The sequence below is a fragment of the Agromyces hippuratus genome, assembly GCF_013410355.1.
Classification (GTDB): domain Bacteria; phylum Actinomycetota; class Actinomycetes; order Actinomycetales; family Microbacteriaceae; genus Agromyces; species Agromyces hippuratus.
In genome coordinates this window covers 901,638-924,501 of record NZ_JACCFI010000001.1, presented here as the reverse complement: position 1 = coordinate 924,501, position 22,864 = coordinate 901,638, and the positions used below count along the sequence as shown (strand labels likewise).

The following is a 22,864-nucleotide window of genomic DNA, read 5'->3' as shown; positions in this document are numbered from 1 at the left end:
GCGCATGTCTCTCGCCGTCCGTGTGATCCCGTGTCTCGACGTGGCTGCCGGCCGCGTCGTGAAGGGCGTCAACTTCCAGAACCTGCGTGATGCGGGCGACCCCGTCGAGCTCGCGGCCCGCTACGCGGAGCAGGGTGCCGACGAGCTCACCTTCCTCGACGTCACCGCCACCGTCGACGACCGCTCCACGACGTACGACATGGTGCAGCGGGTCGCCGAGCAGGTCTTCATCCCGCTGACGGTGGGCGGAGGCATCCGCTCGGCCGACGACGTCGCGCGGCTGCAGGGCCACGGCGCCGACAAGGTGGGCGTCAACAGCGCCGCGATCGCGCGCCCCGCGCTCATCGGCGAGATCGCCGACCGGTTCGGTGCGCAGGTGCTCGTGCTCTCGCTCGACGTCAAGCGCTCCAACGCCACGCCGTCGGGCTTCGTCGTGACGACCCACGGCGGTCGCACCGAGACCGACCTCGACGCGCTCGAATGGGCGCGCCGCGGCATCGAGCTCGGAGCCGGCGAACTGCTCGTCAACTCGATCGACGCCGACGGCACGAAGGCCGGCTTCGATCTCGAACTCACCGCGCTCATGCACGAGCTCTCGACCGTGCCCGTCATCGCCTCGGGCGGTGCCGGTGCGGTGGCCGACTTCCCGCCCGCGATCGCGGCCGGTGCCGATGCCGTGCTCGCGGCGTCGGTGTTCCACAACGGCGAGCTGACCATCGGCGAGGTGAAGGCCGCGCTGGCGGCCGACGGGAGGATCGTGCGATGACCACCGGATCCACGGTCGAAGAGGCGCTCGAGCGCGCGGCCTTCAATGCGGACGGGCTGCTGCCCGCCGTCATCCAGCAGTGGGACACCGGCGAGATGCTGATGCTCGGTTGGATGGACCGCGAGGCGCTGCGACGCACCCTGACCGAGGGCCGGGTGACCTTCTGGTCGCGCTCCCGCCAGGAGTACTGGCGCAAGGGCGACAGCTCGGGCCACGCGCAGTACGTGCGCTCGGCGGCGCTCGACTGCGACGCCGACACCCTGCTCGTGCGCGTCGAGCAGATCGGCGCCGCCTGCCACACCGGCACCCGCACCTGCTTCGACGGCGACCCGGTCGCCGTGACCCCGGGATTCCCGCCCGCCGACTGACGACTGACGACGAGGAGCACACGTTGGCCGACGCCACGACCACCTTCGAGGAGTTCACTGCCCTGCTCTCGGGGCGCCGGGTCGTGCCCGTCGTGCGCGAGCTCTTCGCCGACGGCGAGACGCCGGTGGGCATCTACCGCAAGCTCGCGGGCGGCCGCCCCGGCACGTTCCTGCTGGAGTCGGCCGAGCAGGGCGGCATCTGGTCGCGCTACTCCTTCGTCGGCGTGTCGTCGTACGGCGTGCTCACCGAGGCATCCGACCGTGTCGAATGGCAGGACTACGGCCTGAGCGCCGAACGCGCACTCGGCGACGCAGCCGAGCTCGCTCCGCTCGCCGCGCTGGAGGCGCTCTTCGAGCGCTGGCGTACCGAAGACGTGCCGGGCGCTCCGCCGCTGACCGGCGGTCTCGTCGGCTTCATCGGCTGGGAGGCGATCCGTCAGATCGAGCACCTGCCGAATAGGCCGCCGTCGGAGTTCCCGATGCCGGGCCAGGCGTTCGCGTTCGTCTCCGAACTCGTCGTGATCGACCACCGCACGGGCACCGTGCAGCTCATCGCCTCGGTGCTGAACGACCAGGGCGAAGCGCCCGAGCAGCTCTGGCAGGGCGCGCAGGCGCGGCTCGACCGCATGCAGCTGGGTCTCGCCCAGCCGACGGAGGCCTGGCTGGCCGAGATCGACCTGGCTCGCGCGGCCGACCCAGAGCACCGCACCGAGAAGGCGGACTTCCTCGCGGCGGTCGACCGCTCGAAGGAGTACATCCGCGAGGGCGACATCTTCCAGGTCGTGATCTCGCAGCGCTTCGAGCAGGAGGCGACCGCGCACCCGATCGACGTGTACCGAGTGCTCCGCAGCCTCAACCCGAGCCCGTACATGTACCTGCTGCATCTCGAGGACACGTCGGGGGAGCCGTACTGGATCGTCGGCTCCTCGCCCGAGGCGCTCGTGAAGGTGCAGCACGGCCGCGTGTTCACGCATCCGATCGCCGGGTCGAAGCCGCGCGGCGCGACACCCGAGGCCGACGCCGACCTCGAGGCCGAGCTCATCGCCGACCCGAAGGAGCAGGCAGAGCACCTCATGCTCGTCGACCTCGCCCGCAACGACCTCGCGAAGGTCTGCACGGCAGGCACGGTCGAGGTGACCGAGTTCATGCGGGTCGAGCGGTTCAGCCACATCATGCACCTCGTCTCCTCGGTCGAGGGCGATCTCGTCGGCGACGCCAACGCGATCGACGTCTTCCGAGCGACGTTCCCGGCGGGCACGCTGTCGGGTGCGCCGAAGCCCCGCGCGCTCGAGATCATCGATGAACTCGAGCCTGCGCAACGCGGCCTCTACGGCGGCGTCGTCGGCTACTTCGGCTTCGGCGGCGATGCCGACCTCGCGATCGCCATCCGCACCGCGACGATCTCGGGCGGCGTCGCCCGGGTGCAGGCGGGCGGCGGTCTCGTCGCCGACTCGGATCCCGAGTCCGAGTACCAGGAGTCGCGCAACAAGGCCGCCGCGCCGCTCCGAGCGGTCGCGGTCGCGAATGCGATGCGACGGGTGGAGTCGTGAACCCGGCCCGCATGAAGCTGCCGGCGATCGTCACGACGGTCGTGGGCGCCGGGCTCGTGCTGCTCTCATGGAGTCAGGCCTGGTTCGACCTCCTCATCGAGGCCAGCAGCACCGGTGGCACCGGCGAGCCGATCGCCGTCACGGGCAGCATCGCGTCGCCGGCGCTCGCGGCGCTCGGCCTCGCGGGCCTCGCGCTCGTGGCGGCGCTCGCGATCGCAGGCCCGGGCATCCGCTTCGTGCTCGGCGTGCTCGAGGTGCTCCTCGGCGGCTGCGTGCTGCTCGCAGCGAGCCTGTCCCTCGCCGACCCCATCGCCGCGGTGTCGCCTGCCGTCACGGATGCCACGGGCGTCGCCGGCGCCGCACCGACCGCCGAGCTCGTGGCATCCGTCACCGCGACGATCTGGCCGGTGCTCGCGATCGTCGGCGGTGCGTTGCTCGTGCTCGCCGGGCTCGCCGTGCTCGTGACCGGCGGGCGCTGGCCGGCCTCCTCGCGGCGGTACAGCGATTCCCGCATGGCCGCCGACGGCACTGCTGCCGTGGCCGCCGAGCGCCCCGCCTCCGACCGCGCCATCGACGATTGGGACGGCCTCAGCCGGGGCGACGACCCGACCGACGACGAGACCGACGTCGAAGCGGGCGGCGCGACCGCCGGCGCGCGCGACGATTCCACCGACCATGCCGCCGCCGACCCGCGCGACGACGAGAACCCCAGTGACGCGAACCGCTAGACTGGCCGACGAAAACCCCAGCACGAAGGAGCATCATGAGCATTGAGACCGCAGATCCCGGCCACGGACACTCGCCCGCGGCATGGACCGCCGTCACGATCATGCTCATCGCATTCACGATCGGCACGGTCGCCTTCTTCTTCGAGGCGCAGTGGCTCGTCTGGGCGTCGGCAGGTCTGCTCGTCGTCGGCCTGATCGTCGGCTGGGTGCTCGCGCGCGCCGGCTACGGTGTCGGCGGCTCGAAGGTCGCCGAAAAGGCGCACTAGTGCTCGCCGAGCTGACGGCGAACGCTGTCGCCGACGCTCTGGCGCGCCGCGAGAGCGCACCGTTCGCCGTCGTGGAGGCAGCAGCGCTCGCGCGCCCGGCCGCCCTCGACGCGCTCGAGGCGCTGCGCCCGGCCGCGCACGTCAAGGTCATCGCCGAGATCAAGCGATCGAGCCCCTCGCGGGGTTCGCTCGCGACGATCAGCGACCCGGCCGCCCTCGCGCGGCAGTACGAGCTCGGCGGCGCGAGTGCGATCAGCGTGCTCACCGAGGGCCGTAAGTTCGGCGGTTCGCTCGCCGACCTCGAGACCGTGCGCGCTGCCGTCTCGCTTCCGGTGCTGCGCAAGGACTTCATCGCGACGCCGTACCAGGTGCTCGAGGCCCGCGCCGCGGGCGCCGACCTCGTGCTGCTCATCGTGGCCGCGCTCGACGACCCGACGCTGCGCGAACTCCACGACCTCATCGTCGAGCTCGGCATGACGCCGCTCATCGAGACGCACTCGGCTGATGAGCTCGAACGTGCGGCCGCGCTCGGCGCGCGCCTCATCGGCGTGAACGCCCGAGACCTCTCGACGTTCGAACTCGACCGCGACCTCTTCGGACGCCTCGCCCCGCGATTCCCCGATGGCGCGATCCGCGTCGCGGAGTCCGCGGTGCTGTCGGCTGCGGATGTCGCGCACTACCGCTCATCGGGCGCCGACGTCGTGCTCGTCGGCGAGGCGCTCGTCACGGGCGGCGACCCGATTGCCAACCTCTCAGCTTTCCTGGCGGTGTGACATGGCGCTCAGAGCGCAGACCGGTCCCTACTTCGGCGACTTCGGCGGGCGCTTCGTGCCCGAGTCCCTCGTCGCCGCCCTCGACGAGCTCGGCGAGGCCTACGACCTCGCAAAGCTCGATCCCGCGTTCGGCGATGAGCTCGCCGAGCTCGGCCGCAGCTACACGGGCCGCCCGTCGATCATCACCGAGGTGCCGCGTTTCGCCGCGCACGCCGGCGGGGCCCGCGTCATCCTGAAGCGCGAAGACCTGAACCACACGGGCTCGCACAAGATCAACAACGTGCTCGGCCAGGCGCTGCTCACGAAGCGCATCGGCAAGACGCGCGTGATCGCCGAGACCGGCGCGGGTCAGCACGGCGTCGCGACGGCGACGGCTGCGGCGCTCTTCGGCCTCGACTGCGTCATCTACATGGGCGAGGTCGACACCGAGCGCCAGGCACTCAACGTGGCGCGCATGCGGCTGCTCGGCGCCGAGGTCGTCGCGGTGAAGGCCGGTTCGCGCACGCTGAAGGACGCGATCAACGAGGCGATGCGCGACTGGGTCACCAACGTCGAGACCACCAACTACATCTTCGGCACGGTCGCGGGTCCGCACCCGTTCCCCGAGATGGTGCGCGACTTCCAGAAGATCATCGGCGAAGAGGCCCGACAGCAGGTCATCGACCTCACCGGCGGGCTGCCGACGGCCGTCGCGGCCTGCGTCGGCGGCGGATCCAACGCGATCGGCATCTTCCACGCCTTCCTCGACGACGAGTCCGTCGCGCTCTACGGCTTCGAGGCCGGCGGCGAGGGGGCCGAGACCGAGCGGCACGCCGCGACCATCACGAAGGGCCGCCCCGGCGTGCTCCACGGGGCGCGCAGCTACCTGCTGCAAGACGAAGACGGCCAGACGATCGAGTCGCACTCGATCTCGGCAGGCCTCGACTACCCGGGCGTCGGCCCCGAGCACTCGTGGCTCTCGGCGATCGGGCGGGCCGACTACCGCCCCGTGACCGACGACGCGGCGATGCAGGCGCTGCGCCTCCTCACCCGCACCGAGGGCATCATTCCGGCGATCGAGTCGGCTCATGCGCTCGCTGGCGCCCTCGAGCTCGGCCGTGAACTCGGCCCCGACTCCACGATCCTCGTGAACCTCTCCGGTCGCGGCGACAAGGACATGGACACGGCCGCTCACTACTTCGAGCTCTACGACCAGGAGAACCCCGAATGAACACGGTCGGTTCCGTCATCCGCCGACGCAACGACGAGGCGGGCGGCGCGCTCATCGGCTACCTGCCCGTCGGCTTCCCCACGTTCGACGAGAGCGTCGAGGCTGCGGTCGCGATGGTCGAGAACGGCGTCGACATCCTCGAGCTCGGCCTGCCGTACTCCGACCCCGTCATGGACGGCCCGGTCATCCAGGCAGCCACGCAGCAGGCGCTCGCGAACGGCTTCCGCCTCGCCGACGGCTTCGAGGCCGTTCGACGCATCACCGCGCGGGTGGATGCCCCGGTGCTGATCATGACCTACTGGAACCCTGTCGTGCAGTACGGCGTCGATCGATTCGCCGACGACCTGGTCGCGGCCGGGGGAGCGGGCCTCATCACGCCCGACCTCATCCCCGACGAGGGCGCCGACTGGATCGCGGCATCCGAGCGCACCGGTCTCGACCGGGTGTTCCTCGCGGCGCCGACCTCGACCGATGCCCGCATCAGGCAGGTCGTCGACGCGAGCCGCGGCTTCGTCTACGCCGTCTCGACCATGGGCATCACCGGCGCCCGCAGCGACGTCGACCGGGCGGCCCGCACGCTCGTCGAGCGGCTCACCGCCGCCGAAGCGCCCGCGAGCTGCGTCGGCGTCGGCATCTCCACGGCCGCCCAGGTCGCCGAGGTGCTCGAGTACGCGCAGGGCGCGATCGTCGGATCGGCGCTCGTGAACGCTCTCGCCACGGGCGGCGTCGCCGCGGTGGGCGAGCTGGCTGCGGAACTCGCGCGCGGCACCCGCGCAGAGTGAAGTACGCTCATTGAGGCCGTCAGCGGCCGACGCAACTGAGGAAAGGCAGCAGCCGGCGTGATCGCACCGTTCAGCATTCCGAGTCCAGACCCCGCCTGGCGCGCTCTCGAGATTCCGGTCCCGTGGGGCACGCTGACGATCCAGACGTATGCGCTGTGCATCCTCGTCGGCATCATCCTCGCCGTCATCATCACCTCGCGCCGCCTCACCAAGCGCGGCGCCGAGCCCGGCATCGTGCTCGACATCGCCCTGTGGGCGGTGCCGCTCGGCATCATCGGCGCCCGGTTCTACCACGTCTTCACGCACCCCGACGACTACTTCTACGCCGGTGCGAACATCTGGAATCCCTTCGCCCCCGGGGCGATCTGGAACATCTGGGAGGGCGGCAACGCCATCTACGGCGCCCTGATCGGCGGCGCGATCGGTGCGATCATCGGCTGCCGCTTCACCGGCATCCGCTTCTGGTCGTTCGCCGACGCGCTCGCACCCGGCCTGCTGGTCGCACAGGCCATCGGCCGACTCGGCAACTGGTTCAACCACGAGCTCTTCGGCTCGCCCACCGACCTGCCGTGGGGCCTCGAGATCTCCTCCGACAACCTGGCCTTCCCGGCCGGCCTCGCCGAGGGCACGCTCTTCCACCCGACGTTCCTCTACGAGCTCGTGTGGAACCTCCTCGGCGCCGCCGCCATCGTCATGCTCGAGCGCCGGTTCAACCTGCGCTGGGGCAAGGCCTTCGGCGTGTACCTCATCTGGTACGGCGCGGGCCGCGCGTTCTTCGAGTCGATCCGCCTCGACCCGAGCGAGATGTTCTTCGGCATCCGCGTCAACGTCTGGGCCTCGCTCGCGGCCGTCGTGCTCGGCATCGTGCTGATCCTCGTGCAGCGTCGTCGTCACACCGGCGACGAGCCGAGCCCGTACGTGCCGGGGCGTGAATGGACTGCGCCGAATGCTGAGGTAGACTCCGAAGACATCGAGTCCGACTCCGACTCTCTCGACGATGACGTCGAGGGTGAGAGCAAGACGGGCGTGACGGCAGCCACAAGCTCAAGCCGATCCACCTCAGCGTAAAGCGCCCCCGCAGAACGTTCTCCGAAGCGACGCCGCACCACGCGTCGAGACATCTCCCTTGATGGGCCGACGACGTCCCCCGCTGCACACTTAGTTGATGAGGACGGTTCACGTGTCGCTCACCCCACCCTTCTCGAGGTTCGGTACCGTTCCGGCTGCCCAGGGCATGTACGACCCTGCCGCCGAGAAAGACGCCTGCGGCCTCGCGATGGTCGCCACGCTCCGTGGCACTGCCGGACATGACATCATCACGGCGGCGCTCGATGCGCTGCGCAATCTCGAGCACCGCGGCGCGGTCGGCTCCGACGCCGGCACCGGCGACGGCGCGGGCATCGTCACGCAGGTGCCCGATGCGTTCCTCCGCGCGGTCGCCGCGTTCGGGCTTCCCGCAGCCGGCGCCTACGCGGTCGGCAACGCGTTCCTCCCCGTCGACCCCACCGCACGCAGTCGGGTCAAGCAGGCACTCGTCGGGCTCGCGGCATCCGAAGGCCTCTCGGTCATCGGATGGCGCGAAGTGCCCGTGCGTCCCGACGAACTCGGCTCGCTCGCCCGGGCGGCGATGCCGGTCGTGCATCAGCTCTTCGTGCAGGCGGTCGCCACCTCCTCGACCGGCGCGACCGTCTCGGGCATCGAGCTCGACCGGCTGACCTTCCGGCTGCGCAAGCGCGCGGAGCGCGAGCTCGAGCTCTACTTCGCCTCGCTCTCGAGTCGCACCATCGTCTACAAGGGCATGGTCACGACGCTGCAGCTCGAGCCCTTCTACCCCGACCTCTCCGACGAGCGGTTCGCGTCGAAGCTGGCCCTCGTGCACTCCCGGTACTCGACCAACACCTTCCCGTCGTGGCCGCTCGCGCAGCCGTTCCGCATGATCGCGCACAACGGCGAGATCAACACGATCCAGGGCAACCGCAACTGGATGCGGGCGCGCCAGTCGCAGCTCGAGTCCGAGGTGCTCGGCGACCTCGCGCCGCTCCGGCCGATCGTCACCCCCGGCGCCAGCGACTCAGCCTCGTTCGACGAGGTCGTCGAACTGCTGACGCTCGCCGGCCGCAGCCTCCCGCATGCCGTCATGATGATGGTCCCGGAGGCCTGGGAGAACCAGACCGAGATCGCGCCAGAGCGCCGCGCGTTCTACGAGTACCACTCGATGCTCATGGAGCCGTGGGACGGCCCGGCCGCGATCGTCTTCACCGACGGCACGCTGGTCGGCGCGACCCTCGACCGCAACGGCCTGCGCCCCGGCCGCTACGTCGTCACCGACGACGGGCTCGTCGTGCTCGCGAGCGAGATCGGCGTGCTCGACATCGAGCAGAGCCGCATCGTACGCAAGGGCCGCCTGCAGCCCGGTCGCATGTTCCTCGTCGACACCGAGGCCGGGCGCCTCATCGAAGACGACGAGATCAAGGCGGAGCTCGCCGCAGCCGAGCCGTGGGGCGACTGGCTCGAGCAGGGGCGCATCCAGCTCGCCGAGCTGCCCGAGCGCGAGCACATCGTGCACCCCCCGGCGTCCGTGAACCGCCGCCAGCGCACCTTCGGCTACACCGAGGAAGAGGTGAGGATCCTGCTCGCGCCGATGGCGCGCACCGGGCAGGAACCCCTCGGCGCCATGGGCTCCGACACCCCGATCGCGGTGCTGTCGAAGCGCCCGCGGCTGCTCTTCGACTACTTCACGCAGCAGTTCGCGCAGGTCACGAACCCGCCGCTCGACTCGATCCGCGAAGCGGTCGTCACCTCGCTCGGCACGTCGCTCGGCCCCGAGCGCAACCTGCTCGACGCCGGACCCGAGCACGCGCGACAGGTCGCACTCACCTTCCCGGTGATCGACAACGACGAACTCGCGAAGATCGTGCACATCGACCCGGCGCCGGGCGCACGCACGACCGTCACCATCCGCGGCCTCTACCGCTTCGACGAGGGCCCCGAGGCGCTGCGCAACCGCCTCACCGCGATCTGCGGCGAGGTCGACCAGGCCATCGACGACGGCGCGGCCTTCATCGTGCTGAGCGACCGCGACTCCAACAAGGACCTGGCGCCGATCCCGTCGCTGCTCATGCTCTCCGCAGTGCACCACCACCTCATCCGCTCCGAGAACCGCATGAAGGTCGGGCTCGTGGTCGAGGCCGGCGACGTGCGCGAGGTGCACCAGGTCGCGCTGCTCATCGGCTACGGGGCATCCGCCGTGAACCCCTACCTCGCCATGGAGAGCTGCGAAGACCTCGTGCGCTCGGGCGTCATCACCGGCGTCACGCCCGAAGATGCGGTGCACAACGTCATCAAGGCGCTCGGCAAGGGCGTGCTCAAGATCATGTCGAAGATGGGCATCTCCACGATCTCGTCGTACGCGGGGGCCCAGGCCTTCGAGGCGATCGGGCTCGACCAGGGCTTCATCGACGAGTTCTTCACCGGAACGACCTCGAAGCTCGGCGGCGTCGGCATCGACACGATCGCCTCCGAGAACCTCGACCGGCACACGCAGGCGTACCCGCAGGATGTCGCGGTGCGTGCGCACGAGCGCCTGGCGACGGGAGGCGAGTACCAGTGGCGCCGCGACGGCTCGCCTCACCTCTTCAACCCCGAGACGGTCTTCCGCCTGCAGCACGCGACGCGCAACCGCCGCTACGACGTGTTCCGCGAGTACACCTCGCTCGTCGATTCGCAGGCCGAAGACCTCATGACGCTCCGCGGCATGTTCGCCCTGCGCACCGGCACGCGGCCGGCGGTGCCGATCGACGAGGTCGAGTCCGTCGAGTCGATCGTCAAGCGCTTCTCGACGGGGGCGATGAGCTACGGCTCGATCTCCAAGGAGGCGCACGAGTCGCTCGCGATCGCGATGAACCGGCTCGGCGCGAAGTCGAACACCGGTGAGGGCGGCGAAGACCTCGACCGTCTGCTCGACCCCGAGCGCCGCAGCGCGATCAAGCAGGTCGCCTCGGGTCGTTTCGGCGTCACGAGCATGTACCTGACCCATGCCGAAGACATCCAGATCAAGCTCGCCCAGGGTGCCAAGCCCGGCGAGGGCGGCCAGCTGCCGCCGACGAAGGTGTACCCGTGGGTCGCGCGCACGCGGCACGCGACCGCGGGCGTCGGCCTCATCTCGCCGCCGCCGCACCACGACATCTACTCGATCGAAGACCTCAAGCAGCTCATCTTCGACCTGAAGCGCGCGAACCCGAAGGCGCGCGTGCACGTGAAGCTCGTGAGCCAGTCGGGCATCGGCGCGGTCGCCGCAGGCACGGCCAAGGCCCTCGCCGACGTCATCCTCGTCTCGGGTCATGACGGCGGCACCGGCGCGAGCCCGCTCAACTCGCTGAAGCACGCGGGCACCCCCTGGGAGCTCGGGTTGGCCGAGACCCAGCAGACGCTCATGCTGAACGGCATGCGCGACCGCGTCGTCGTGCAGGTCGACGGACAGCTGAAGACCGGTCGCGACGTCGTGATCGGCGCGCTGCTCGGTGCGGAGGAGTTCGGCTTCGCCACGGCGCCGCTCGTCGTGCAGGGCTGCGTCATGATGCGGGTCTGCCACCTCGACACGTGCCCGGTGGGCGTCGCGACGCAGAACCCCGAGCTCCGCAAGCGGTTCACGGGCAAGCCCGAGTTCGTCGTCAACTTCTTCGAGTTCATCGCCCAGGAGGTGCGGGAATACCTCGCGGAGCTCGGCTACCGCTCGATCGACGAGATCGTCGGCCGGCGCGAGCTGCTCGACGTCGACCGCGCGCTCGACCACTGGAAGGCGTCCGGCCTCGACCTGACCCCGATGCTCGTGGGACCCGACTTCTCCGAGTCCGAGGCGCGGCGCAACATCCGCGGTCAGGACCACGAGCTCGACGAGCACTTCGACAACGAGCTGATCCGGCGCAGCCGCCTCGTGCTCGAACAGGGCGGCAACATCGAGATCGCCCTGCCGATCCGCAACACCGAGCGAGCCGTCGGCACCATGCTCGGCCACGAGGTGACCGTGCGGCGCGGCGAGCACGGCCTGCCGAGCGGCTCGATCGACATCACGCTGACCGGTTCGGCGGGCCAGTCCCTCGGTGCGTTCCTGCCGGCAGGCATCACGCTCCGCCTCGAGGGCGACTCGAACGACTACGTCGGCAAGGGACTCTCGGGCGGGCAGATCGTGGTTCGTCCGTCGCGCGACAGCGGCTTCGTCGCCGAGCGGAACGTGATCGCCGGAAACGTCATCGGCTACGGGGCGACTCAGGGCAGCATGTTCATCCGCGGCATCGTCGGCGAACGCTTCCTCGTGCGCAACTCCGGCGCCACCGCGGTCGTCGAGGGCGTGGGCGACCACGCGCTCGAGTACATGACCGGCGGACTCGCACTCATCCTCGGCGAGACCGGTCGCAACCTCGGTGCGGGCATGTCGGGCGGCACCGCCTACGTGATCGGGCTCCGCGAGGAACGCGTGAACCGCGAATCGCTGACGACCGGCGAGCTCGAGCTGCACCCGCTCGGCAGTGCCGATCGCGAGATCGTCCGCGACTTGCTGGAGCAGCACGTCGCGAACACCGACTCCGCAGTCGCCGCATCGCTCCTCGCCGCCGGCGACGACGCGTTCGACCGCTTCACCAAGGTGCTGCCGCGCGACTACGCAGCAGTGCTCCGAACCCGCCAGAGCGCGGTCGACGAGGGGCTCGACCCCGACGGCGACGTGGTCTGGACTCGAATCCTGGAAGTGACCAATGGCTGAGAAGATCCAGACGATGGACCCGGCTGCGCCCATGAACAGGTGGGAAGTGACCAATGGCTGACCCCAAGGGCTTTCTGAAGGTCACCGAGCGCGAGCTGCCCAAGCGGCGGCCGGTGCCGGTGCGCATCATGGACTTCAAAGAGGTCTACGAACAGGGCGACCCCGCGCAGCTCCGCCGTCAGGCCGGGCGCTGCATGGACTGCGGCATCCCGTTCTGCCATCAGGGGTGCCCGCTCGGCAACCTGATCCCCGAGTGGAACGACCTCATGTACCGCGGTGAGGGGCGCGCGGCCGCCGAGCGCCTGCACGCCACGAACAACTTCCCCGAGTTCACGGGGCGGCTCTGCCCGGCGCCGTGCGAGTCGGCGTGCGTGCTCGGCATCAACCAGCCGGCCGTCACCATCAAGCAGGTCGAGGTCTCGATCATCGACCAGGCGTTCGGCAACGGCTGGGTGCAGCCGCAGCCGCCGGGGCGCCTCACGGGGAAGACCGTCGCGGTCGTCGGCTCGGGCCCGGCAGGCCTGGCCGCCGCCCAGCAGCTCACGCGCGCCGGTCACACCGTCGCCGTGTTCGAGCGCGACGACCGGATCGGAGGCCTCCTCCGCTACGGCATCCCCGACTTCAAGATGGAGAAGAAGCACCTCGAGCAGCGGCTCGCGCAGATGACGGCCGAGGGCACTCGGTTCCGCGCCGGCGTGAACATCGGCGTCGACATCACCTGGGCGCAGCTGCGCGAGCGCTACGACGCGGTCGTGGTCGCCACCGGTGCGATCGTGCCCCGGGACCTGCCGATCCCCGGGCGCGACCTGCCCGGCGTGCACTTCGCCATGGACTACCTCGTGCAGTCGAACCGGCACCTCGCCGGCGACCAGGTCGTCGACCAGATCACTGCAGAGGGCAAGCACGTCGTCGTGCTCGGCGGCGGTGACACCGGTGCAGACTGCATCGGCACCGCGCACCGCCAGGGCGCCCTCTCGGTGACGAACCTCGCGATCGGCAAGGAGCCGGGCGCGAACCGGCCCGAGCACCAGCCGTGGCCGATGCACCCGACCCTGTTCGAGGTGCAGAGCGCGCACGAAGAGGGCGGCAACCGCCAGTTCCTCGCCTCCACGGTCGAGTTCCTCGCGAACGAGGTCGGCGAGGTGCGCGCCATCCGCGTCGCGGAGACCGAGTACCTCGACGGACGCCGCGTGCCGAAGGCGGGCACCGAGCGGGAGATCCCCGCCGACCTCGTGCTGCTCGCGCTCGGGTTCACCGGACCCGAGACTGCGGCGCTCGACGAGCAGTTGGCACTGTCCGTCACCGATCGCGGCAACCTCGCCCGCGAAGCCGACTATGCGACCGCGCAGCCGGGCGTCTTCGTGGCCGGCGATGCCGGCCGCGGTCAGTCGCTCATCGTCTGGGCGATCGCAGAAGGTCGTGCTGCGGCATCCGCCGTCGACCGCTACCTTGAAGGCGAGACCCTGCTGCCGTCGCCGATCGCCTCGACGGCGCACGCCTTCTCCATCTGACCACCGCGCGCCGCACGGCGCGCTTCGACCAACACCCGGCGCTGACGCGCGGAACATGGGAGCACAAGAAAATGAGACGAGCGAAGATCGTCGCCACCCTCGGGCCGGCGACATCGAGCTATGAGCAGATCCGGGCGATCATCGATGCGGGCGTCGACGTCGCGCGGATGAACCTCAGCCACGGCAGCTACGACGTGCACGAAGGCGTCTACCAGAACGTGCGGAAGGCCGCGAACGACAGCGGCAAGGCGGTCGCCGTGCTGGTCGACCTGCAGGGGCCGAAGATCCGACTCGGCAAGTTCGCCGACGGCCCGCACGAGCTCGCCGAGGGTGACATCTTCAAGATCACCACCGAAGACGTCGTGGGCACGAAGGAGCTCGTCGGCACCACGTTCAAGGGCCTGCCCCAAGACGTGAAGCCCGGCGACTTCCTGCTGATCGACGACGGCAAGGTGCGCGTCGAGGTCATCGAGACCGACGGCGTCGTCGTCACGACCCGCGTCATCGTCGCCGGCCCGGTGTCGAACAACAAGGGCATCAACCTGCCCGGTGTCGCCGTCAACGTGCCGGCACTCTCCGAGAAGGACGAGGCCGACCTCCGCTGGGGCCTCGAGCTCGGCGCCGACATCATCGCGCTCTCCTTCGTGCGCAACGCGTCCGACATCACGCGCGTGCACGAGATCATGGACGAGGTGGGTCGCCGCGTGCCCGTCGTCGCGAAGATCGAGAAGCCGCAGGCCGTCGACGCGCTCGAGGAGATCACCGAGGCGTTCGACGCCATCATGGTCGCCCGTGGCGACCTCGGCGTCGAGCTGCCGCTCGAGGCGGTGCCGATCGTGCAGAAGCGCGCGGTCGAGATCGCGCGTCGTCTCGCGAAGCCCGTCATCGTGGCGACGCAGATGCTCGAGTCGATGATCCACAGCCCCGTGCCGACGCGCGCTGAGACCTCAGACGTCGCGAACGCGGTGCTCGACGGCGCCGACGCGGTCATGCTCTCGGGCGAGACGAGCGTGGGGGAGTACCCCGTCATCACGGTGCAGACCATGGCGCGCATCGTCGAGTCCACCGAGCAGCACGGGCTCGACCGCATCCTGCCGCTCGGCACGAAGCCGCGCACCCAGTCGGGTGCGATCACCGCCGCCGCGGTCGAGGTCGCCGACTTCGTCGAGGCCAAGTACCTCTGCGTCTTCACCGAGTCGGGCGAGACCGTGCGCCGCATGACGCGACTGCGGTCGAAGATCCCCATCCTGGCGTTCACGCCCGACCCCGCGATCCGTCGTCGCCTCGCCCTCAACTGGGGCGTCGAGGCGTTCGTCGTCTCCCGCGTGACCCACACCGACCAGATGGTCGGCCAGGTCGACGAGGCGCTCGCGAAGACCGGCAAGGCGGTGAACGGCGAGAAGGTCGTCATCATCTCGGGTTCCCCTCCCGGAATCCCCGGCACCACGAACGACGTGCGCGTGCACGTCGTCGGCGAGGTGCTCTAGAGCCGAACACGAGAGGAGCCGGTCCGCGAGGGCCGGCTCCTTTCGCGTGCCCGCCGCGACGAGCAGCGGATGCCTCGGCGGACCTGGCGCCGTCGTACTCGGCCCGTGCCTGCGGCGTCTCATCGAACAGCGGAACGCGCACATCGCGGCATCCGCTCGGTGAGCGGCACCCTCTCGTCGAGTTGGTGCCGGTGGTGGGGGTCGAACCCACACGCCCTTTCGGGCAAAGCATTTTGAGTGCTCCGCGTCTGCCATTCCGCCACACCGGCCAAAGGCCTCGCTCAGAATACCGTAGGCTTTCCTCCGTGACAGACACCGAACCAACTCAGTCGGCACCGCGCCGCGTGGTCGTGGCGGAAGATGAGTCGCTCATCCGCCTCGATATCGTCGAGATCCTGCGCGACAACGGCTTCGAGGTCGTCGGCGAGGCCGGTGACGGCGAAACGGCAGTTGCGCTCGCCACCGAGCTGCGGCCCGACCTCGTCATCATGGACGTCAAGATGCCCCAGCTCGACGGTATCTCCGCGGCGGAGCGGCTCTCGAAGGGCCACATCGCCCCGGTCGTGCTCCTCACGGCGTTCAGCCAGAAGGAGCTCGTGGAGCGCGCCAGCGAAGCCGGCGCCCTGGCCTACGTCGTGAAGCCGTTCACGCCCAACGACCTCCTGCCGGCGATCGAGATCGCCCTGGCCCGCTACGCGCAGATCATCGCGCTCGAGGCCGAGGTCGGCGACCTCGTCGAGCGCTTCGAGACCCGCAAGCTCGTCGATCGTGCCAAGGGCCTCCTCAACGAGAAGATGGGACTCTCGGAGCCCGAGGCGTTCCGTTGGATCCAGAAGGCCTCGATGGACCGCCGCCTCACGATGAAAGACGTCTCGCAGGCCATCATCGAGCAGCTCGCGGCCAAGAAGTAGCACCACAGGTTTCCACACAGCGGATGCCGCGGCGACACGTGTCGCCGCGGCATCCGCTGTTCTCGTTCCGCCTCAGGCCGCGGGGCGGTCCTTGATGAGGTTCGTGATGCGGATCGTGGAGCACCGACGGCCCTGATCGTCGGTGACGGCGATCTCGTGCGTGGTGAGGGTGCGGCCGAGGTGGATCGGCGTGCAGACGCCGGTGACCCATCCGCTCGTCGCCGATCGCGTGTGCGTGGCGTTGATCTCGATGCCGACCGCGAGCTTGCCGGCGCCCGCCCAGAGGTTCGCGGCCATGGAGCCGAGCGATTCGCCGAGCACCACGTAGGCGCCGCCGTGCAGCAGCATCGCCGGCTGGGTGTTGCCCTCGACCGGCATTCTCGCGACGGAGCGATCGACCGAGAACTCGACGAACTCGATGCCCATCTTCTCGGCCAGTGCACCCGTTCCGCGGGTGTGGAGGTAGTCGATGGGATCGCTCGTCTGGGTCATGCTCGCCTTCGAGATGGGCCGTCGGGCAGTGTCGTCGGCCGCTTGTAGTCTTGGGGGGTGTCGGACGCAGAAAAGCCTACCCTCCTCGTCGTCGACGGCCATTCGTTGGCCTTCCGGGCCTTCTACGCCCTCCCAGTCGACAGCTTCACCACCCGTGACGGTCAGCACACGAACGCCATCCACGGCTTCCTGTCGATGCTGCTCCTGCTGCTGCAGAACGAGAAGCCGACGCACATCGCCGTCGCCTTCGACATCTCGCGCGCATCGTTCCGCACGCGCGAGTACCCCGAGTACAAGGGCACCCGGGGGGAGACCCCGGTCGAGTTCAAGGGGCAGGTGCCGCTGCTGCAGGACGCGCTGAAGGCGATGGGCGTGCGCACCCTCGAGAAAGAGGACTACGAGGCCGACGACATCCTCGCGACGCTCGCCGCTCGCGGGCGTGCTGAGGGCTACCGGGTGCTCCTCGTCTCGGGCGACCGCGACACCATCCAGCTCGTCAACGACGACGTCACGCTGCTCTACCCGAACACCCAGGGCGTCTCGCAGCTGAAGCGCTACGACACCGACGCGGTCGTCGAGCGCTACGGCATCCGGCCCGAGCAGTACCCCGACGTCGCCGCGCTCGTGGGCGAGACGAGCGACAACCTCATCGGCATCACGAAGGTCGGCGAGAAGACCGCCGTCAAGTGGCTCGGCCTCTACGGCTCTCTCGACGGCATCCTCGAGCACGCCGAGGAGATCAAGGGCGTCGTCGGGCAGAACCTGCGCGACGAGAAAGAGAACGCCATCCGCAACCGCCGCCTCAACCGGCTCGTGACCGATGTCGAGCTCGACGTCGCGATCGACGAGCTCGAGGCCAAGCCGATCGACATCGAGGCGGTGCAGCCGCTCTTCGAACGGCTCGAGTTCCGCACGCTGTTCGAGCGCATGAAGAAGATCGTGGCCGGCAACGGCAACGGCAACGGCAACGGAGCGGCTTCGGCTGCGCCCGCGACCCCGGCAGCGGACACCCCTGCGGCGCCTGCAGCGCCGAGCCCCCGCCGACTGCTCGACGAGGAGCTCGCCGCCTGGATCGAGCGCGCCGTCATCGCTGAGCCCGCGGGCCTCGGCCTCAGCATCGAGGTGCTCGACGGCACCGTGATCGGCGCCGGCATCGCGACGGCGACCGAGTCCGTGCACCTCCCGTGGCAGCAGGGTCGCACCGACTACGCACCGTTCGAGGCATGGCTGGCGAGCGATGCACCGAAGATCATGACCGATGCGAAGCCCCAGCTGAAGGCGCTCATGCGCTCGGGCCTCGCGTTCGACGGGCTCGTCATCGACACCCTCGTCGCCGGATGGCTCGTGCGGCCGATCCTCGCAGAGAAGACGCTCGCCGACCTCGTCGAGCGCTACCTCGGCGAGACCGTGCCGCAGGCCGACCCCGCCCAGCTCGTGCCCGAAGAGGGCACCGATGCGGGCGCCCCCGAGTACGCGTGGTACTCGCTTCGGGTCGCTCCCGTCGTGCTCCGGGCCCTGCCCGAGAGCTCGCGGCAGCTGCTCGCCGATGTCGAGATGCCGCTCGTGCCGGTGCTCGCGGCGATGGAGGTGCGCGGCGTCACCGTCGATCACGCCGAACTCTCCGCGCTCTCCACCGAACTCGGTGCACGTGCGGCGGGCCTGGCCGAGTCGGCTTTCGCCGAGATCGGCCGGGAGGTCAACCTCGGTTCGCCGAAGCAGCTGCAAGAGGTGCTCTTCGACCAGCTCGGCATGCCGAAGACGCGGGCGACGAAGACCGGCTACACGACCGATGCGAGCGCGCTGGCCGACCTGCAGGAGTCGAACCCGCACCCGTTCCTCGGCTACCTGCTCGAACACCGCGACGCCACCAAGCTCCGCCAGATCGTCGAGTCCCTCGACAAGTCGATCGCCGCCGACGGGCGCATCCACACGAGCTACGGCCAGATCGGCGCGGCCACGGGCCGCATGTCGTCGAACGACCCGAACCTGCAGAACATCCCGATCCGCACCGAAGACGGCCGGCGCATCCGCAAGGCGTTCCGGCACGGCACCGAGTACACCGAGCTGCTCACGGCCGACTACTCGCAGATCGAGATGCGCATCATGGCGCACCTCTCGGGCGACCCCGGGCTCATCGAGGCGTTCAACGCCGGCGAAGACCTGCACCGCTTCGTCGGTGCACGCGTGTTCGGGGTCGACCCCGCCGACGTGACCCCGGTGATGCGCACGAAGGTGAAGGCCATGTCGTACGGCCTCGCCTACGGCCTCAGCGCCTTCGGCCTCTCGAAGCAGCTCCGCATAGATCGCGCCGAGGCGACGCAGCTCATGAAGGAGTACTTCGAACGCTTCGGTGCGGTGCGCGACTACCTGCGCATGGTCGTCGAGCAGGCGAAGATCGACGGCTACACCGAGACGATCTTCGGTCGTCGCCGCCCCTTCCCCGACCTCAACAGCCCGAACCGGGTGCTTCGCGAGAACGCCGAGCGCGCCGCGCTGAACTCGCCGATCCAGGGCTCGGCCGCCGACATCATCAAGATCGCGATGGCCCGCGTCGAGAACGACCTCGCGGCACAGGGCATGGCGAGCCGCATGCTGCTCACCGTGCACGACGAGCTCATCTTCGAGGTCGCAGCGGGGGAGTCCGAGACGCTCGAGACGCTCGTGCGCGACCGCATGGCGAACGCCGCTGAACTGCTCGTACCGCTCGACGTGCAGATCGGTCGCGGGGCGAACTGGGAGGACGCGGCGCACTGATCGGTGCGCCGCGCCGGCGAGGCATCCATCCACAGGGAGCAGCTGCGCGCCCCGAGTGGGTGCGGTCCGTCATAGGCTCGGGTGCATGACTTCGAGTGAGCGCACCCCGACCGACGTCGACCGCATCGCAGAGGGGTGGGTCGACACACTCGTCGAATTGAACCCCGGAGTCGGCACCTACATCGGCCGCACGACGTTCGACGAGCAGCTCGCCGACTACTCTCCCGAGGGTCACGAGCGCTCGATCGCAGCCACGCGCGAGGCACTCGCCGCGCTCCGTGCCGCGACTCCGGTCGACGACGTCGATCGCATCACCGTGGCCGACCTCGGCAGCGAGCTCGAGCTCGAGCTCGAGCGCCATGACGCCGGACTCCACCTGCGCGACCTCAACGTCATCGCGAGCCCCGCCCAAGACATCCGCGAGGTCTTCGACCTCATGCCGACCGACGCCCCTGACGAGTGGGAGCGCATCGCGACCCGTCTGGAGGCGGTCCCGGGCGCGATCGACGGCTACATCGAGACGCTGCGCGAGGGCATCGCCCGAGGCACCGTGCCTGCGGCTCGCCAGGTGCGCGAGGTCGCGGCGCAGGCACGACGCATCGCGAAGCCCGACGGATTCTTCGGAACGTTCGCCGGTTCGGCGAAGGCCGGTGGCACCGATCTCCCCGTCTCGATCACGAGTCACCTCGGTACCGGTGCCGAGGCTGCCGCCGCTTCGTACGGCCGCCTCGCCGAGTTCCTCGAGACGGAGCTGCACCCGGTGGCGGGCGAGCACGACGGCGTCGGGCGCGAGATCTACGCCCTGCAGTCGCGTCACTTCCTCGGCGCGGTGATCGACCTCGACGAGACCTACGAGTGGGGCATCGAGGAGCTCGCCCGCATGGTCGCCGAGCAGGAGTCGATCGCGAGCGAGATCCTGCCCGGGGCATCCGTTCACGAGGCGATCGCCTTCCTCGACGGCGATCCGTCGCGGAAGCTCCACGGCACCGAGGCACTGCAGCGTTGGATGCAGGAGACGAGCGACCGTGCCGTGGCCGAACTCGCCGGCACGCAGTTCGACATCCCCGCTGAGATCCGCACGCTCGAATGCATGATCGCGCCGACGCAAGAGGGCGGCATCTACTACACCGGACCGAGCGACGATTTCTCGCGCCCCGGCCGCATGTGGTGGTCGGTGCCCGAGGGCGTCACCGAGTTCGACACCTGGCGCGAGCTCACCACCGTGTACCACGAGGGCGTTCCCGGTCACCACCTGCAGATCGGGCAGGCCGTCGTGAACCGCGGTCAGCTGAACACGTGGCGGCGCCAGCTCGCCGGCACCTCCGGGCACGCCGAGGGCTGGGCGCTCTACGCCGAGCGGCTCATGCAGAGCCTCGGCTACCTCGACGACCCGGCCGACCGGCTCGGCATGCTCGACGGCCAGCGCATGCGCGCCGCCCGCGTCGTGCTCGACATCGGCGTGCACCTCGGCAAGCAGCGGCCCGACGGGCAGGGCGCCTGGACCGGCGACTACGCCTTCGAGTTCCTCGGTCAGAACGTCAACATGAACGAGGGCTTCGTGCGGTTCGAGGTCAACCGCTACCTCGGCTGGCCTGGCCAGGCGCCGTCGTACAAGGTCGGCCAGCGCATCTGGGAGCAGCTGCGCGACGAGGTCGCCCGCCGCGAAGGCGCGTCGTTCGACATCCGCGAGTTCCACCGCGATGCGCTCGCACTCGGCGGTGTCGGGCTCGACACCCTGCGTTCCGCGCTGCTCGGCTGATCGCGCCGGTGTCGACGCAGCAGCCGCAGCAGGGCGCAGGGTCAGCACCGTCGACGGATGCCGCGCCGCCGCTCTCGCCGTACGCGCAGGCGCTCGGCGGGGCCGTCTCCGAGCTCCATCCGGGGTTGCAGTGCTACTTCTCGGAGGTGCCCGACGGCGCGGTCGGGCGTGGACGCGGCACGTTCGAGGTCGTCGGCACCCCGCGCCGATGGCTCTGGCCGCTGCTCTCGGTGCTGGGCCGGTGGGGCGTCCTGTTCCCCGTGCACGAGGTCGAGGTGCCGTTCGCGGTGGAGAACCGGCGGTCGTCGACGGGCGTCCTCCATGCCGTGCGCCGGTTCGAGTTCCGTTCCGGTTCGCGCGAGATGACCGACGCGGTGCACTTCCGGAACGGTCGCGTGATCGATGTGCTCGGCGTCGGTGGGCGGTTGCGCGTGGCATTCGATGCGACCGTGCGAGAGGGGGCGCTCGTGCTCAGCTCGACGTCGGTCGGGCTTCGAGCCGGCCGGGTGCGGCTGCGGATCCCGACCGCCGTGGCGCCGCGAGCGCGGGTGGTGGAGCGGTTCGACGGGGTGATCGGCCGGCAGAGCGTGCGGTTCACGCTCGATGCGCCGCTGCTCGGGCGGATCTATGAGTACGCGGGTTCCTTCGTCTACGAGATCGAACAGGAGACGCCGGCATGACGCGGGTGGTCATCGCCGGCGCATCCGGCTTCATCGGCGGGCATCTCGTCGCGAGGTATCGCGCGGCCGGCATCGAGGTGCGCACGATCGGTCGCGGTGCGTCGGCGGATGCCGCGTGGGGCGATCCGGCAGCGATCGCCAGCCTCGTCGACGGGTGCGACGTGCTCGTGAACCTCGCAGGCAAGAGCGTCAACTGCCGGTACACCCCGCGCAATCGCGCCGAGATCGTGCGTTCGCGGGTGGAGACGACCGCAGCGCTGCGTTCGGCCGTCGAGTCGGCCGCCGTGCCGCCGCGGGTCTGGTTCAACTCCTCGACGGCCACGATCTACCGACATGCCGACGACCGCCCGATGACCGAGCGCGACGGTGAGCTCGGGAGCGGGTTCTCGGTCGAGGTCGCGAAGGCCTGGGAGCGGGAGTTCTTCGCCGGCGCGCTGCCGGCGACGCGGCGGATCGCCCTCCGCATCGCGATCGTGCTCGGCGACGGCAGTGTGATGCGGCCGCTCGCGCGGCTCGCGCGATTCGGACTCGGCGGGCCGCAGCTCGACGGACGGTGGCCGGCGACGCGCGCCCGTCGGGCCGCGGGCACACACCACGAGTTCACGGCGCGAAGCGGCAGCCAGCGCTTCAGTTGGGTGCACATCGACGATGTCGCCGGCATCATCGGCTTCCTCGCGGAGCGGCCCGATCTCGACGGCGTCGTGAACGTCAGCGCCCCGAACCCCACCGACAACCGCACGCTGATGCGAACGATCCGCCGACTGCTCGGCGTTCCGTTCGGCGTACCGGCCTGGCGGTGGATGCTCGAGCCCGCATCGGCGGTGATCCGTACCGAGACCGAGCTGGTGCTGAAGAGCCGCTGGGTCGTGCCCGAGCGCCTCCTCGACGCGGGGTACGAGTTCGCGTACCCCGACCTCGAGCCGGCGCTTCGCAGCATCCTGAAGCCCGGATCCGTGCGTGCCGAGGCCATCGGGGCGCCGGCTGCGAGGAAGTGACGCCGCCGTTCAGGTGATCCGACGATCGCGATCGTCGCTCGGTTTTCGTGATGGAGTCGTGACCAACGGGTGAC

At 69.9% G+C, this 22,864-nt stretch carries 18 protein-coding genes, 2 tRNA genes and 1 pseudogene; 18 read left to right on the top strand and 3 right to left on the bottom strand.

What is annotated here, in order from left to right:
* The first annotated feature begins 4 nt into the window (after positions 1-4).
* From hisF to pyk, 12 genes are all read left to right on the top strand, one after another.
* Positions 5-766 carry an imidazole glycerol phosphate synthase subunit HisF gene (gene hisF, locus BJY17_RS04465; RefSeq protein ID WP_179550302.1) on the top strand — a complete coding sequence of 254 codons (762 nt, stop codon included), beginning with the start codon at positions 5-7 and terminating at the stop codon, positions 764-766.
* The gene (hisI, locus tag BJY17_RS04460) at positions 763-1,134 is read left to right on the top strand and encodes a phosphoribosyl-AMP cyclohydrolase (protein WP_179550301.1); all 372 of its coding nucleotides are present in this window, start codon (positions 763-765) and stop codon (positions 1,132-1,134) included. The genes hisF and hisI overlap by 4 nt, the downstream gene beginning before the upstream one ends.
* Positions 1,135-1,157: 23 nt before the next feature.
* Positions 1,158-2,684 carry an anthranilate synthase component I gene (locus BJY17_RS04455; RefSeq protein ID WP_179550300.1) on the top strand — a complete coding sequence of 509 codons (1,527 nt, stop codon included), beginning with the start codon at positions 1,158-1,160 and terminating at the stop codon, positions 2,682-2,684.
* Positions 2,681-3,412 (top strand): Trp biosynthesis-associated membrane protein, encoded by a 732-nt coding sequence (locus tag BJY17_RS04450; RefSeq protein ID WP_179550299.1) that lies wholly within the window; start codon positions 2,681-2,683, stop codon positions 3,410-3,412. Before BJY17_RS04455 ends, BJY17_RS04450 begins: the two co-directional genes overlap by 4 nt.
* A gap of 35 nt (positions 3,413-3,447) precedes the next feature.
* The gene (locus BJY17_RS04445; protein WP_179550298.1) at positions 3,448-3,678 is read left to right on the top strand and encodes a DUF6704 family protein; all 231 of its coding nucleotides are present in this window, start codon (positions 3,448-3,450) and stop codon (positions 3,676-3,678) included.
* Positions 3,678-4,451, top strand: a complete 774-nt coding sequence (gene trpC / locus BJY17_RS04440) for an indole-3-glycerol phosphate synthase TrpC (RefSeq protein ID WP_179550297.1) — start codon at positions 3,678-3,680, stop codon at positions 4,449-4,451. The genes BJY17_RS04445 and trpC overlap by 1 nt, the downstream gene beginning before the upstream one ends.
* A 1-nt stretch (position 4,452) precedes the next feature.
* The gene (gene trpB / locus BJY17_RS04435) at positions 4,453-5,661 is read left to right on the top strand and encodes a tryptophan synthase subunit beta (protein ID WP_179550296.1); all 1,209 of its coding nucleotides are present in this window, start codon (positions 4,453-4,455) and stop codon (positions 5,659-5,661) included.
* On the top strand, positions 5,658-6,443 hold the full coding sequence (gene trpA / locus BJY17_RS04430; protein ID WP_179550295.1) for a tryptophan synthase subunit alpha: 786 nt from the start codon (positions 5,658-5,660) through the stop codon (positions 6,441-6,443). Before trpB ends, trpA begins: the two co-directional genes overlap by 4 nt.
* 57 nt (positions 6,444-6,500) lie before the next feature.
* Entirely contained in the window at positions 6,501-7,511 is a 1,011-nt protein-coding gene (gene lgt, locus BJY17_RS04425; protein WP_376865957.1) for a prolipoprotein diacylglyceryl transferase, read from the top strand.
* Positions 7,512-7,677: 166 nt separating this feature from the next.
* Positions 7,678-12,201, top strand: a complete 4,524-nt coding sequence (gene gltB / locus BJY17_RS04420) for a glutamate synthase large subunit (protein WP_246303864.1) — start codon at positions 7,678-7,680, stop codon at positions 12,199-12,201.
* A 53-nt stretch (positions 12,202-12,254) separates the two neighbouring features.
* Entirely contained in the window at positions 12,255-13,712 is a 1,458-nt protein-coding gene (locus BJY17_RS04415) for a glutamate synthase subunit beta (protein WP_179550293.1), read from the top strand.
* A 71-nt stretch (positions 13,713-13,783) separates the two neighbouring features.
* Complete coding sequence (pyk, locus tag BJY17_RS04410; protein WP_179550292.1) at positions 13,784-15,199, top strand: pyruvate kinase; 1,416 nt, start codon at positions 13,784-13,786, stop codon at positions 15,197-15,199.
* 183 nt (positions 15,200-15,382) lie between these two features.
* Here pyk and BJY17_RS04405 read toward each other — a convergent pair.
* Positions 15,383-15,468: transfer RNA gene (locus tag BJY17_RS04405), tRNA-Leu, on the bottom strand.
* A gap of 36 nt (positions 15,469-15,504) precedes the next feature.
* Between BJY17_RS04405 and BJY17_RS04400 the strand changes: the two genes are divergently transcribed.
* Positions 15,505-16,110: an ANTAR domain-containing response regulator gene (locus BJY17_RS04400; RefSeq protein WP_056009246.1), complete on the top strand. Its 606-nt coding sequence runs from the start codon at positions 15,505-15,507 to the stop codon at positions 16,108-16,110.
* Between the two features lie 72 nt (positions 16,111-16,182).
* Here BJY17_RS04400 and BJY17_RS04395 read toward each other — a convergent pair whose 3' ends face one another.
* Positions 16,183-16,602 carry a hotdog fold thioesterase gene (locus BJY17_RS04395; RefSeq protein WP_179552709.1) on the bottom strand — a complete coding sequence of 140 codons (420 nt, stop codon included), beginning with the start codon at positions 16,600-16,602 and terminating at the stop codon, positions 16,183-16,185.
* Between the two features lie 57 nt (positions 16,603-16,659).
* Between BJY17_RS04395 and BJY17_RS19015 the strand changes: the two are divergent.
* Positions 16,660-17,952, top strand: a pseudogene (locus BJY17_RS19015) (5'-3' exonuclease H3TH domain-containing protein); the annotation flags it as partial.
* 451 nt (positions 17,953-18,403) lie between these two features.
* Here BJY17_RS19015 and BJY17_RS04385 read toward each other — a convergent pair.
* Positions 18,404-18,487 (bottom strand) — tRNA-OTHER (locus tag BJY17_RS04385).
* A gap of 80 nt (positions 18,488-18,567) precedes the next feature.
* Here BJY17_RS04385 and BJY17_RS04380 point away from each other — a divergent pair.
* The 4 genes from BJY17_RS04380 (at position 18,568) to BJY17_RS04365 (ending at position 22,790) form a co-directional block, all read left to right on the top strand.
* Positions 18,568-19,356, top strand: a complete 789-nt coding sequence (locus BJY17_RS04380) for a DNA polymerase (RefSeq protein WP_179550291.1) — start codon at positions 18,568-18,570, stop codon at positions 19,354-19,356.
* An 85-nt stretch (positions 19,357-19,441) separates the two neighbouring features.
* A complete protein-coding gene (locus tag BJY17_RS04375) occupies positions 19,442-21,115 on the top strand; it encodes a DUF885 domain-containing protein (protein ID WP_179550290.1) in 1,674 nt (557 codons plus the stop codon).
* An 8-nt stretch (positions 21,116-21,123) separates the two neighbouring features.
* On the top strand, positions 21,124-21,795 hold the full coding sequence (locus tag BJY17_RS04370; RefSeq protein ID WP_179550289.1) for a DUF4166 domain-containing protein: 672 nt from the start codon (positions 21,124-21,126) through the stop codon (positions 21,793-21,795).
* Positions 21,792-22,790, top strand: coding sequence for an epimerase (locus BJY17_RS04365; protein ID WP_179550288.1), 999 nt, complete (start codon positions 21,792-21,794; stop codon positions 22,788-22,790). Before BJY17_RS04370 ends, BJY17_RS04365 begins: the two co-directional genes overlap by 4 nt.
* Positions 22,791-22,864: the final 74 nt, after the last annotated feature.